12 protein-coding genes and 1 tRNA gene are annotated in these 13,044 nt (G+C 48.1%); all 13 read right to left on the reverse strand.

Going from position 1 to position 13,044, the window contains the following annotated elements; translation table 11 throughout:
• Nucleotides 1–30 precede the first annotated feature (30 nt).
• On the reverse strand, nt 31–390 hold the full coding sequence (locus ICU98_RS04985) for a MerR family transcriptional regulator (protein ID WP_215335707.1): 360 nt from the start codon (nt 388–390) through the stop codon (nt 31–33).
• A complete protein-coding gene (locus ICU98_RS04990; RefSeq protein WP_112204171.1) occupies nt 368–691 on the reverse strand; it encodes an integration host factor subunit alpha in 324 nt (107 codons plus the stop codon). Before ICU98_RS04990 ends, ICU98_RS04985 begins: the two co-directional genes overlap by 23 nt.
• A 55-nt stretch (nt 692–746) precedes the next feature.
• Nucleotides 747–3,203, reverse strand: a complete 2,457-nt coding sequence (pheT, locus tag ICU98_RS04995; RefSeq protein ID WP_215350980.1) for a phenylalanine--tRNA ligase subunit beta — start codon at nt 3,201–3,203, stop codon at nt 747–749.
• A 14-nt stretch (nt 3,204–3,217) separates the two neighbouring features.
• Nucleotides 3,218–4,264 (reverse strand): phenylalanine--tRNA ligase subunit alpha, encoded by a 1,047-nt coding sequence (gene pheS, locus ICU98_RS05000; protein WP_215350983.1) that lies wholly within the window; start codon nt 4,262–4,264, stop codon nt 3,218–3,220.
• Between the two features lie 26 nt (nt 4,265–4,290).
• Entirely contained in the window at nt 4,291–4,656 is a 366-nt protein-coding gene (gene rplT / locus ICU98_RS05005; RefSeq protein WP_112204177.1) for a 50S ribosomal protein L20, read from the reverse strand.
• Nucleotides 4,657–4,681: 25 nt separating this feature from the next.
• The gene (rpmI, locus tag ICU98_RS05010; protein WP_215335710.1) at nt 4,682–4,879 is read right to left on the reverse strand and encodes a 50S ribosomal protein L35; all 198 of its coding nucleotides are present in this window, start codon (nt 4,877–4,879) and stop codon (nt 4,682–4,684) included.
• A 103-nt stretch (nt 4,880–4,982) separates the two neighbouring features.
• The gene (gene infC / locus ICU98_RS05015; protein ID WP_215337172.1) at nt 4,983–5,507 is read right to left on the reverse strand and encodes a translation initiation factor IF-3; all 525 of its coding nucleotides are present in this window, start codon (nt 5,505–5,507) and stop codon (nt 4,983–4,985) included.
• A gap of 41 nt (nt 5,508–5,548) precedes the next feature.
• Nucleotides 5,549–7,471, reverse strand: a complete 1,923-nt coding sequence (gene thrS / locus ICU98_RS05020; RefSeq protein ID WP_215350986.1) for a threonine--tRNA ligase — start codon at nt 7,469–7,471, stop codon at nt 5,549–5,551.
• Nucleotides 7,472–7,566: 95 nt separating this feature from the next.
• Nucleotides 7,567–7,643: transfer RNA gene (locus ICU98_RS05025), tRNA-Val, on the reverse strand.
• 18 nt (nt 7,644–7,661) lie between these two features.
• On the reverse strand, nt 7,662–9,635 hold the full coding sequence (locus ICU98_RS05030) for a bifunctional (p)ppGpp synthetase/guanosine-3',5'-bis(diphosphate) 3'-pyrophosphohydrolase (protein ID WP_215350988.1): 1,974 nt from the start codon (nt 9,633–9,635) through the stop codon (nt 7,662–7,664).
• Between the two features lie 12 nt (nt 9,636–9,647).
• Entirely contained in the window at nt 9,648–11,576 is a 1,929-nt protein-coding gene (locus ICU98_RS08980) for an alpha/beta fold hydrolase (protein WP_215350991.1), read from the reverse strand.
• 35 nt (nt 11,577–11,611) lie between these two features.
• Nucleotides 11,612–12,262, reverse strand: a complete 651-nt coding sequence (locus ICU98_RS05040) for a CoA transferase subunit B (protein ID WP_215335714.1) — start codon at nt 12,260–12,262, stop codon at nt 11,612–11,614.
• Between the two features lie 29 nt (nt 12,263–12,291).
• Nucleotides 12,292–12,990, reverse strand: a complete 699-nt coding sequence (locus ICU98_RS05045) for a CoA transferase subunit A (RefSeq protein WP_215335715.1) — start codon at nt 12,988–12,990, stop codon at nt 12,292–12,294.
• Nucleotides 12,991–13,044 lie beyond the last annotated feature (54 nt).

Consider the following 13,044-nt stretch of genomic DNA (forward strand, 5'->3'; position numbering starts at 1 on the left):
GTATCAGTTCGGAAACGTCTTAAATGATGCTTATTTAGCCAGAATCTGCAAAACGGCCTGCAACTCTTCGCGAAGTTGTAGCTCGCCACGTGCCTCTTCAAGACGATTCCGGGCGCCACTGATCGTAAAACCTTCTTCGTACAAAAGTGCCCGAATTCTGCGAATCAAAACGACTTCATGGTGCTGGTAATAGCGCCGATTACCGCGGCGCTTTTGTGGGCTTAATTGGGTGAACTCTTGCTCCCAGTAGCGCAATACATGCGAGCGGACTCCACATAGATCAGCAACTTCACCAATGGTGAAATACCGCTTAGCAGGAATCGGGGGCAGCTGCGCGCTAGTTAGCGTTGCGCCGCTGGCGCTAGCATCAAACTCTGTTTTCTCGAGCATGTGACTCCACTACATCCTTGAGCTTTTGACTAGCGTGGAAGGTAACTACACGGCGAGCCGCAATCGGAATCATTTGACCAGTCTTTGGGTTGCGCCCTGGACGCGCAGACTTGTTGCGTAGCTGAAAGTTACCAAAACCCGAAATTTTGACTTCTACACCCGTTTCGAGTGACTGACCAATACGATCAAAAAAGGCGTCGATCATGTCTTTCGCTTCGCGCTTATTGAGACCTACCTGATCAAACAAGGCTTCAGAGAGCTCATTCTTCGTAACGGTGTCATTGCTATTTACGCTGTTCATTGCAAGAATCTTTCGCAATACTTTTATTAAATTTTCAGAATTAGTAATACTATACCTAGCGCAAGCGCGCGGCACATTTTTTTTCTAAGGCAACTAGTAAACCGCTCATTGCAGCCTCAATTTGTACATCCTGTAACGTGTCCTCAGGATTGAGCAATGTAACGCGGAATGCCAAACTCTTTTCATCTTCTGCCATTGATGCCGATCCTGCCTTGGGTCGGAACTCATCAAACAATTGAATTGAGCGAACAAATTGTTGCTTGCTAGCTTGCATTGCATCCAGCAGCGCCTGGGCTGGTATATTTTGCTTCACCACCACAGCCAAGTCACGTTGGACTGCAGGAAATTTACTGAGCTCTTCAGGCTGCGGAAGGCCAATATTACGTAAGGGCTCTAAGTCCAACTCGAATAATACTGGGGCCTGTGGCAACTCATAAGCCTGTTGCAAGCCAGGATGTAATTCGCCGATCCAACCCAGTATGACCGGACCCTCAGTAGTGTGCAGCATGACTTGCGCAGAACGTCCGGGGTGTAATGCAGGATGCTGAGCAGCTCCTGTAAGCAGGTGCAAGGGATCAAAAACCCGCTCGAGATCGCCCTTCACGTCGAAGAAATCCACTAAGCGATTTACATTAGCCCACTGTTCAGGAGCAAAACTGCCATAAGCTAGACCGCCGATGCGTTGCGGCTGATCAAATCCAGCCACTTTGCCGGACTGCTCAGTGACGCTTGCATCCCGCTTAAATACCCTGCCCGTTTCAAATAAACGCACTCTCAATGCACCACGGTTGAGATTGGCTTTGAGGTTGTTTAACAAGCCGCCCCATAAATTACTTCGCATCACCCCAAACTGACTTGCGATGGGGTTGAGGACTTTAATGAGAGCAGCATCGCTTACACCTGTTAAGCGCTTTTCACTTTCAGCATCAATAAAGCCAAAATTCACTGCCTCTTGATAGCCTTGCAGAGCAAAACGCTGACGCAATAAATGGACTGCCCGCCTTGCTTCAGGCTTAGCGCTCATTTTTAAGCTGGCTACTGGCGGATGGTCAGGGATGTTCTCAAAACCGTACATCCGCGCAACTTCTTCGATCAAGTCTTCTTCGATCTCAATATCAAAGCGATAGCTCGGTGGTGTCACAACATAGACATCGCCAGCCTCGAGCTTGTAATCAAAATGTAAGCTCTTAAATACCTCGCCCACAATTTGAGTTGTCAAAGGAATGCCGATGACCTTGGCAGCTCTCTCGAGACGCATCTTGACAGGCTTACGTTCTGGAGTGGCCAGGACTTGATCATGAATTGGTCCAGCTTGTCCGCCGCACACTTCAATAATCAAGCTAGATAGATATTCGAGGCAATCAACGGTAGCTTGTGGATCCACTCCACGCTCAAAACGGTGGGCAGCGTCGGTACTAAAGTTGAAGCGACGTGCACGACCCTGTATTGCGCCAGGCTGCCAGTAGGCTGCTTCTACAAAAATATTGATGGTGTCATCAGTCACGGCGCAATGATTGCCACCCATGATCCCAGCCAACCCAAGTGGGCCATTTTGATCGGCAACAATACCAATGGGCAGCGCTTTGGAGTTATTGACGTCAGTCAGTTGAACTGTCTGACCATTGAGGAGTTCTAATTGTTCGCCGGTTTTGGCCCAGCGCACGATGATATCCCCAGTAACTTTATCTAGATCAAACACATGGGTAGGTTGACCCATTTCAAGCATGACATAGTTAGAGAGATCTACCAAGGCAGAGATACTTCTTTGTCCTGCTCTAGCCAAGCGTTGCACGATCCAATCGGGTGTTTTAGCTTTTGCATTTACACCCTGAATGACGCGACCAGCAAAGCGACCACAGAGATCTGTGTTCTCAACGGTAACTTGACGTTGTTCTTGAATGGAAACGGGGACAGCTTTCCATTCCGGCTTTTTGAGCTCTGCTCCGGTAATCGCCGACACTTCTCTTGCCATGCCTATTAAAGACAAGCAGTCCGCTTTATTAGGAGTGAGCTTGATGACAAAAATCTGGTCGTCTAAATCCAGGTACTGTCGAATATCTTTACCCACTGGAGCATCAGACGGGAGCTCCAAAATACCCTCATGATCCTCGCCTAGGCCAAGCTCTCTTCCAGAACACAACATGCCCTGGCTTTCTACACCACGTAACTTGCCCACCTTAATCTGAAATGGCTTTCCCCCGGCTTCGGCAGGAGGTAATTGCGCTCCAACTAAGGCGCAAGGAATTTTGATTCCAGCTCTTGCATTGGGTGCACCACACACAATTTGTAATTCTTGGCCAGTACCGGCATTCACTTTGCAGACTCTTAAACGATCGGCATCGGGATGTTGTTCAGCAGACAGAATTTCGGCAACCACGATTTGTGTAAATGGCGGTGCTACTGAGTGTTGCTCCTCAACTTCGAGACCAGCCATCGTCATAGCGTGACCAAGGGCTGCGCTATCAAGCTCAGGATTGACGTACTGTCTTAGCCAGGATTCAGAAAATTGCATACTGTGTCCTGTTCTTAAGCGGGGAACTGTTCCAGAAAACGCAAATCGTTTTCAAAGAAGAGGCGTAGGTCATCGATGCCGTAACGCAACATCGTCAGACGCTCTAAACCAGATCCAAAAGCAAAGCCGGTATAGCGCTCTGGGTCAATACCCATATTACGCAATACCTTCGGATGCACTTGTCCTGCACCCGAAATCTCCAACCAGCGTCCGGCAAGCTTGCCGCTTCCAAAGGCCATGTCGATCTCTGCGGAAGGCTCAGTGAATGGGAAATAGGAAGGACGGAAACGCACTTGCAATGCATTGGTTTCAAAGAAGGTTCTCAAGAAATCGGTATAGACACCCTTGAGATCGGCAAAGGAAACGCTTTCGGCAATCCATAAACCTTCAACCTGATGAAACATTGGTGAATGGGTTGCATCACTATCAACGCGATACGTTCTGCCGGGAGCGATTACCTTAATCGGAGGCATCACATCAGCATTAGCATATTTTTTGACATGCTCACTTGCATAACGAACTTGAATTGGACTGGTATGGGTGCGCAATAACAAAGGCTTACCTTGCTCATCTTGCCCATCAATATAAAAGGTATCTTGCATGGAACGTGCAGGATGATTTTCAGGGCTATTGAGAGCGGTGAAATTAAACCAATCGGTTTCAATTTCAGGGCCATCAGCAACATCAAATCCAATCGAACGGAAGATCTCTTCTACCCTTTCCCAGGTTCGCATCACAGGATGCAAGCTACCAACAGCCTGACCGCGACCTGGTAAAGAAACATCAATCGACTCGGCAGCTAAACGTTGTTGCAAAACGCCATCAGCCAATGCTTGGCGTCGCGCCTGCAGGGCTTCCTCTACTTGAGTCTTGATTTGATTAATTTGGGCGCCGGCACTCTTGCGCTCTTCAGGCGACATTCCACCAAGCGCCTTGAGACGCTCAGTGAGAACACCTGATTTACCGAGATACCTGGCTTTCGCGTCCTCTAGAGCTGCCGCATCGGCAGCTCCGAGGAAATCACGTTTGGCATCCTCGACAATGTGGTCGAGAGAAACCATTGCGGCTGAATTCTTTTAGTAAAGAATTAAGCAGCAGCGCTGACTACGGATTTAATCCGAGTAACCAAAGCAGCAAAAGCCGCTTTGTCAGCAATGGCCATATCGGAAAGCACTTTACGATCGAGATCGATAGACGCTTTCTTCATACCATTCATGAATACGCTGTAGTTCATACCATGCTCACGCACAGCCGCATTGATACGAGCAATCCACAAAGCGCGGAATACCCGTTTCTTATTGCGACGGTCACGGTAAGCATATTGACCAGCACGCATAACCGCTTGCTTAGCAATACGGAATACGTTTTTACGACGACCACGATAGCCTGTTGCGGCATCAGTGATTTTTTTATGACGGGCTCTTGCGGTAACCCCACGTTTGACTCTTGGCATTGAATTCTCCTAATTTAGTCTGAGGTTAAGCGTAAGGAAGCATAGAGCGAATGGACTTAACGTCTGCTTTCGCAACTTCAGTAGAACCACGCAAATGACGCTTGCTCTTGGTGGTCTTCTTGGTGAGGATATGGCGTTTGAAAGCCTGTCCTCGTTTAATCGATCCGCCTGCGCGAACCGTGAAGCGCTTTTTAGCGCTACTCTTGCTCTTCATCTTGGGCATAAAGCACCCCTTCTTTTTTTGCGCAACATAGGTGGTAACCGACGGTTACTCTTCCTGTACCCAGAAGCACATTACTGCCTAAACCACAAGTTGCAATAACTTGTTACTTAGCTTTACGAATGGGAGCCAGCACCATCACCATCTGCCGACCCTCCATCTTTGGAAACTGTTCAACTTGACCAAACTCTGCTAGGTCTAACTTCAAACGTTCCAACATTCTGGCTCCGATTTCTTGATGGGCCATTTCACGACCCCGAAACCGCAGCGTAATCTTTGTCTTATCGCCATCTTCCAAAAAGCGGATTAGGTTACGTAGCTTCACACCATAGTCACCATCATCTGTGCCAGGACGGAATTTGACTTCCTTCACCTGAATCACTTTTTGCTTCAGCTTGGCTTCATGCTGTCGCTTGGCTTCCTGGTACTTGAATTTGCCAAAGTCCATGATCCGGACTACTGGGGGTTCAGCTGTCGGAGCAATTTCCACCAAATCGGTTTCTTTCTCTTCTGCTAAAGCCAGGGCTTCACTCAACTTAACTACACCGATGGCTTCACCATCGATTCCAATCAAACGCACTTCAGGAGCAGTTATTTCCCGGTTAATGCGCTGCAATTTTTCAGTAGCGATCTTCTAATTCCTCTAAAAAAACAATAAAAACCGTCTCACCCCTAGCTAGGCTCGGGTCCGACTTTCTGGGATATATCCTGCTGGAGTCGGGCAACGAAGGCATCAAGAGGCATTACACCTAAATCCACTCCGCCACGGGCACGAACGGCCACCGTATTACTTTCACGCTCTTTATCGCCAACAACTAGCAAAAATGGGAGCTTCTGTAATGCGTGCTCGCGTATTTTATACGTAATTTTCTCATTTCGCAAATCCGATTCGACTCTAAACCCTTGTTTTTTCAGAGATTGCTGCACTTCTTTAGCATAAGCAGCCGAATTTTCGGAAATATTGAGGACCACAGCCTGGGTCGGCGCAAGCCAAACTGGCATGTTTCCAGCGTGGTTTTCGATCAAAATCCCGATAAAACGCTCTAAAGAGCCCACAATGGCGCGATGCAACATGACTGGCGTCTTACGACTGTTGTCTTCTGCCACATATTCGGCCCCTAAACGGGCTGGCATCGAGAAATCGACCTGAATCGTGCCACATTGCCAGGTTCTGCCAATCGAGTCTTTGAGGTGATATTCAATCTTAGGGCCATAAAAAGCCCCCTCACCGGGTAATTCTTCCCATACTTGACCTGATGCTTTCAATGCACCGCGCAATGCTGCCTCAGCTTTATCCCAAATAGCATCATCACCCACCCGCTTGGCTGGACGCAATGCCAACTTGACGGCAACCTCAGTAAAGCCAAAATCCTGATACACATGACGCACTGCTCTATCAAAAGCAGCTACTTCTGACTGAATCTGATCTTCGGTACAGAAAATATGACCATCATCTTGGGTAAACCCGCGCACGCGCATCAAGCCATGCAATGCGCCCGATGGTTCATTGCGATGACATTGTCCAAACTCGCCGTATCGTAATGGCAACTCGCGATAGCTATGTAAGCCAGCATTAAAAATTTGGACATGACCAGGACAGTTCATCGGCTTTAATGCATAAGCCCGATTCTCTGACTCGGTGGTGAACATATTCTCTTTGTAGTTATCCCAGTGGCCTGATTTTTCCCAGAGACCACGATCCAAAATTTGAGGTGCTTTGACTTCTTGATAACCTTCTTGCTGATACACGCGACGCATGTATTGTTCGACCTCTTGCCAAATTGACCAACCCTTAGGGTGCCAAAAGATCAGACCTGGCGCCTCTTCTTGGAAATGGAATAAATCGAGCAACTTGCCTAAGCGACGATGATCACGCTTCTCAGCCTCTTCCAACATATGGAGATACTGGTCTTGGTCTTCTTTCTTGAGCCAAGCCGTACCGTAGATCCGCTGCAACATTTCATTCTTGCTATCACCACGCCAGTAAGCGCCGGCGAGCTTCATCAGCTTAAAGACCTTCAATTTGCCAGTCGATGGTACGTGGGGGCCACGACATAAATCAGTGAACTTCCCTTCGGTATAGAGTGAAACATCTTCACCCTGCGGAATGCTGCTAATAATTTCGGCTTTGTAATGCTCGCCCTGATCTTTAAAGAATTTCACTGCTTCATCACGAGGTAAAACTTGACGAACAACCGGCTCATCTTTTTTAGCCAATTCCGTCATCTTCTTCTCTAGTGCAACAAGATCCTCTGGCGTAAATGGACGGTGATAAGAAAAGTCATAGTAGAAACCGTTCTCGACGACGGGGCCAATCGTGACCTGTGCTTCTGGAAATAGTTCTTTAACAGCGTAAGCTAACAAATGGGCGGTCGAATGGCGCACGATCTCAAGGGCCTCGGGACTTTTATCCGTCACGATCGCCAGTTGAGCATCTTGATCAATGAGATGGCTTAAGTCCACCATCTTCCCGTCAACAATTCCGCCTAGTGCTGCTTTGGCGAGACCACTTCCAATACTCTGTGCGACATCAACCACGCGCACTGCGTTCTCAAACTCGCGCTTTGATCCATCAGGAAGAGTAACTACAACCATAACAACTCCGTAACATGTGCTTTATTACAAATGCTTACAGACCAAAAATAAAGCGCGGTCGCTTTTTGGCAACCGCGCTCTGGGTCTAAATTCGTTGGTAGGCTCGATTGGACTCGAACCAACGACCCCCACCATGTCAAGGTGGTGCTCTAACCAGCTGAGCTACGAGCCTAAATAAAACAAGAGTTTATCACCGGCGGCGTACCAGCGTCACTCCTTTGAGCTCTTCTAGGCTGTTTTGCACTAGGCGTAAGGTCTCTGAGTCTTTTACCTCAACGGTAAACAAGATCTGTGCAAGACCTTTTCGCACTGACTTGCGCAAGTCAATGACATGAATACCCTGTCTGGTCAGGACCTCAAATAGCTCACGCATCAGCTCTGGGCGGTCTAAAGCACTCACCGCCAAATCTGCTGGAAAAAGCCGTTTCTCATGATCTTTCCCTTCACCTGTAGCACCAGCATTCCAAGCGGTCTGAATCACGCGCTCAGGAGCACGCTCCAATAGTCCTCGAAAGGTTTTGCATGAACGACGATGAATTGACACCCCTCTGCCCTGCGTCACAAATCCAGCAATCGCATCCGGAGGAACAGGCCGACAGCAACGCGCCAACTGAGTGAGAAGAGAGTCGACACCCACTACTAATACATCGCTAGCATACCCCGATTTGCGAGTGCTTTGGCGCAGAATAATTTCAGCTTCGGGAGCCGCAGGTTTAACTTCCGCTTTATGAGCGTCTGTCTTCTCAGGCGCTTTTTCAGCTTGCTCATCATCCAAGGCATTGAACCAAGCCCTGACTCGAGTGCGAGCCCGTTGTGAACGAAGGTAGTGACGATCCGGGCTAATCCAATCACGTGATGGTCCACCATGTTTGACTGCAATGATTTCAATGGTCTGACCATTTTGTAGTGGAGTATCTAGCGGCACCATCGCGCCATCCACTCTTGCGCCTCGGCAACGATGGCCCAAATCCGTGTGCACAGCATAAGCAAAGTCAATAGGAGATGAACCCTTCTCTAATGAAATCACTTTCCCGAGAGGAGTAAGGACGTAAATATGATCGTCAATTTCATGGTGCTTGAGTTGCTCCCAAGCATCTTCTTTCCATGAAATCAGTTGTCTTGCCCAAGCAATTTGTCTTTCGTACTCAGCTGCAGCGCTATGCGTCCCCGTCTGCTGACCTGCTTGATAAGCGCCCTCTTTATAGCGCCAATGGGCTGCTAAACCATACTCAGCCTGTTGGTGCATCTCATGCGTACGAATCTGAATTTCAAAAGCAGTACCCTCATCGTCCATCACTACCGTGTGTAGAGACTGATAACCGTTGGGCTTAGGGCGTGCAATGTAGTCATCAAATTCTCTAGGCACGGGCTGCCAAATGTTGTGCACCAAGCCTAAGCTGGCGTAGCAGGATTTGACGTCCGGCACCAGAATCCGAAACGCCCGCACGTCATACAGATTGGCAAAGTCAAGTGACTTACCCTGCATCTTTTTCCAGATACTGTAGATGTGCTTAGGGCGTCCATAGACATCCGCCTCAATATGGGATGCACTCAGCTCATCCTGAAGTTGCTTGACGATTTGCGTAATGAAAACCTCTCGCTCATTCCGCTTAGCATCTAACATCTTGGCAATGTCTCGATAAGTATCACCAGAGGAAGCCCTGAAAGCCAGATCTTCCATCTCCCACTTCATTTGCCAAATACCCAGACGATTGGCGAGCGAAGCATCGATATTCAGAATCTCTTGAGCCCAAGCTGCAGGCATAGCGATCTTTTCTTGCGTGACCCAACGGAGAGTTTGCAAACGGGATGCGAGGTATAGCAATACTACTCGCAAGTCATCTCCGAAAGCGAGCAACATCTTGCGCAGCATCTCTTCCTGGCCGGAAATACTTAAGCCGCCATCTGCATTCAATAATTTAGCCTGGGCCTGACGTAGGCCACGATAGCCAATGATTAACTTCGCCGATTCCTCACCGATTAATTTAATCAGCGCCTCTTTGCCATGCGTCCGCCCAATATGGCTAGCAGCAGTTAAGGTGGCCTCGTCTAAATGTAAAGTTTGCAGGATCTGCAAAACACCAGCCGAATGTTGCTCGGTTGGTTCGCCATACCAAGCGTCTATGAATAATGGTTTTTTACTAGGGCTAGGGGCATTTGCCATTCGTACATTTAATCACGAACTGAAAAATTCTTTGGCAAGGGCAATCTGTTCGGGCTTGATAAAGGCTGGCGCATGGCCTACATGCGGTATCTCAATACTTCTCGCGTAAGGATTCACCTTGCACATCTTTGCCACCGTTGCAGCGGATAACAAGTCTGAGTCTCCGCCCCGCACAATTAGCATCGGAATATGAATTTGTTTGAAGGTATGCCACATCGCCATCTCACCCGCTTTAGCCATCATCGAGTTGACTGAGGTGAATGGCACAGCAATATTAGGGTCGTAATGTAAGCCCCAAACCCCATCTTTTTCTTCCAACTGAGGGCCGTTTAATATTTCCCACTCTTCGGGCGTGTGATCCCCAAAGGTTGCACAAATCCGATTCAGCGCTTCTAGAGCTTCTGCGCGACTCTGAAATGCAAAAGGCTTGCCGACATAAGAGCTTAAGCGCTCAATTGCAGCAGGCTCAATGAGCGGTCCTACATCGTTGATGATCATGCGACGAATCGGTGAATTAGGCAAGGCCGCGAAAACAATCCCAATCAGACCCCCCATCGAAGTTCCGATCCAATCGACTTGATTAACGCCTAAATGAGCCACCAAGGCCTTCATATCAGATACATATTGAGGCACTGAATACATAATGGGATTACTCAAGCGATCTGACTCGCCCCTACCAACCACATCAGGACAAACAACATAGTACTGACCACAAAGCGCCTTCGCTAAGCTTGCAAAGTCACTACCCCTGCGGCTCAGGCCATGGGCGCAAATCAAGACGCGCGGATTTTGAGGATCGCCCCAGGCGTGATAAGCCATGCGGTGCTTACCTTCGCCACTACGACAAACCAGATAATGGGTAACAGGATGCATCTCAGTTTCTTTCGGGCTTAATGCATCCACCATCGGAGCAGCTTTGGGCACTTCCTCAGGGTAATGATCGTGACTGTCTTCCTCAAGTAAAGATTGCGACTCTTCGGGTTGCAAGGTCACATGATCAATACCATGTTTCGAATACAACATATCATGAATTCGTGACATTGTTTGCGGCCACTCCTTCATCATGTCTACTTCAATATGGCCGATCAAAGCTGGGAAACTGGGTGTCATTTCCCAAATGTGTAAATCATGCACAGCAACCACACCAGGAACCGCTTTAAGATCACTACCCACTTGCAAGTAATCAATATGGGGTGGCACACCCTCCATTAGAAAGTGATAGGACTCATGCAAGATGGAGAAAGTGGATTTCAGAATTAATAAGGAGACCAAGATCGAGAGTAGCGAGTCAATCGGCATCCAGCCGGTGTACTGGATCACCAGGCCGGCAACCAAGGCAGCAACCGATCCTAATAAATCGCCCATCACATGCAATAGCGCTGCACGGGTATTCACGCTCTTTTGATCTTTAGAAAGCACCCAAGCAACTACAACATTCATCAGCAAGCCTAATGCTGCAACAATGGTGACGGTCATACCGTTCACGATATGCGGTGTGAAGAAACGGGTAATGGCTTCAAAGACGATCCATCCAACCAATGCCAGCATGGCAATGCCATTGACAAAAGCAGCAAGGGCCTCTGCCCTTCCAAAACCAAAGGAATGTTTAGGCGATGGTGGGCGACGCGCAATCATCTGCGCTAAAACAGCTAAGCCCAATGAAGCTGCATCCGTCACCATATGACCAGCATCCGAAATCAGGGCTAAAGAATTCGAGAGATAAGATGCAATCATCTCGACTACGGAAAAGCCGAGGGTCAGAATTAAAGCAACAATGAGTAGATTCTGATTAGAGACTTCTTTGGTATGAGAATGTTTTGCATCACCCTTTTTGTGGGCATGCAACTCATGTGCCTCTCCATCACTCAGATGGCTAGATGAGTGACTGTGCCCGTGATGATGTGAGCGATGATGGTGATGGTGAGAATGGGATCCTGACATAGGTGTCCCATTATTTCATCATCTAGTGTGACAGTCTAAAAACCGTTCGTGTTGACTGGGGCACCCGTTTTAGCGATGACCTCTTCTTTGGTTACACCAGGCGCTAATTCCACCAGGAATAAACCATCTGGAGTAATGTCTAAAACACACAAATCAGTAATGATGCGATTGATGACCTTGACACCGGTTAAGGGTAAGGTGCATTTAGGCAAAATCTTGATCTCTTCAGTACCATCTTTTTTCTTGGCAACGTGCTCCATCAGAACAACAACATGCTTTACACCGGCCACCAGGTCCATTGCACCACCCATGCCCTTGACCATCTTGCCTGGGATCATCCAGTTCGCTAAGTCACCATATTCACTGACTTGCATGGCACCCAAGATCGCAATATTGATCTTGCCACCGCGAATCATTCCGAAAGAATCAGCTGAAGAAAAAATAGATGAGCCCGGCAAAGTCGTAATGGTTTGCTTGCCTGCATTAATCAAATCCGCATCAATTTCTTGTTCGGTTGGGAATGGTCCAATTCCAAGCAGGCCATTTTCAGATTGAAGCCACACTTCCATATCCTTAGGCACATGATTCGCAACCAGGGTTGGCATACCAATACCCAAGTTGACATAGTAGCCATCTCGTAATTCTTGAGCAGCACGGGCTGCCATCTCATCTCTGTTCCAAGCCATTTCGATATTCCTTTGATCTACTGGTCTATTTAGGCCGCACGCAAAGTGCGCTGCTCAATACGTTTCTCGGGCAATCGATTAATCACTAAGCGATGCACATAAATCCCTGGCGTATGAATTTGATCGGGGTCAAGCTCGCCGTTCTCAACAATTTCTTCCACTTCGGCAACCGTGATCTTGCCTGCCATGGCAACTACTGGATTAAAGTTACGCGCGGTATAGCGATAGACCAAGTTACCAGAGCGATCTGCTTTCCAAGCTTTCACAATAGAGATATCAGAAACAATCGAGCGCTCCATGATGTAACGCTCGCCATCAAATACCTTTTCTTCCTTACCATCGGCAACCAAAGTACCGACACCCGTTTTTGTAAAGAAAGCGGGAATACCGCAACCACCTGCGCGAAGTTTTTCTGCCAAGGTGCCCTGCGGAGTAAATTCCAGCTCAAGTTCGCCAGCTAAGTATTGGCGCTCGAATTCTTTATTTTCACCAACATAGGATGCAACCATCTTCTTGACTTGGCGTGACTGTAAGAGAATGCCAAGACCAAATTCATCCACACCCGCATTATTCGAAATCGCCGTGAGGTTTTGCGCACCCAATTCCTTAATCGCCAAGATCAAAGCCTCTGGAATGCCACAAAGGCCAAAACCGCCTACAGCGATTTTTTGACCGTCCTTCAAAATGTCCCGCAAAGCGTCCGCTGCGGATGGGTAGGTTTTGTTCATTAGTTAAGTCCCAAGATTGCTAAAAATGGAGAAAAGCTCATCATAATGCCTCTC

This window comes from Polynucleobacter sp. MWH-P3-07-1 (assembly GCF_018687555.1).
Taxonomy (GTDB): domain Bacteria; phylum Pseudomonadota; class Gammaproteobacteria; order Burkholderiales; family Burkholderiaceae; genus Polynucleobacter.

Bases quoted from the DNA above. Each gene is read 5' to 3' on its own strand.
- ICU98_RS04985 (WP_215335707.1), bottom strand. From the start codon at position 390: ATGCTCGAGAAAACAGAGTTTGATGCTAGCGCCAGCGGCGCAACGCTA.
- ICU98_RS04990 (WP_112204171.1), bottom strand. From the start codon at position 691: ATGAACAGCGTAAATAGCAATGACACCGTTACGAAGAATGAGCTCTCT.
- pheT (WP_215350980.1), bottom strand. From the start codon at position 3,203: ATGCAATTTTCTGAATCCTGGCTAAGACAGTACGTCAATCCTGAGCTT.
- pheS (WP_215350983.1), bottom strand. From the start codon at position 4,264: ATGGTTTCTCTCGACCACATTGTCGAGGATGCCAAACGTGATTTCCTC.
- rplT (WP_112204177.1), bottom strand. From the start codon at position 4,656: ATGCCAAGAGTCAAACGTGGGGTTACCGCAAGAGCCCGTCATAAAAAA.
- rpmI (WP_215335710.1), bottom strand. From the start codon at position 4,879: ATGCCCAAGATGAAGAGCAAGAGTAGCGCTAAAAAGCGCTTCACGGTT.
- thrS (WP_215350986.1), bottom strand. From the start codon at position 7,471: ATGGTTGTAGTTACTCTTCCTGATGGATCAAAGCGCGAGTTTGAGAAC.
- ICU98_RS05030 (WP_215350988.1), bottom strand. From the start codon at position 9,635: ATGGCAAATGCCCCTAGCCCTAGTAAAAAACCATTATTCATAGACGCT.
- ICU98_RS08980 (WP_215350991.1), bottom strand. From the start codon at position 11,576: ATGTCAGGATCCCATTCTCACCATCACCATCATCGCTCACATCATCAC.
- ICU98_RS05040 (WP_215335714.1), bottom strand. From the start codon at position 12,262: ATGGCTTGGAACAGAGATGAGATGGCAGCCCGTGCTGCTCAAGAATTA.
- ICU98_RS05045 (WP_215335715.1), bottom strand. From the start codon at position 12,990: ATGAACAAAACCTACCCATCCGCAGCGGACGCTTTGCGGGACATTTTG.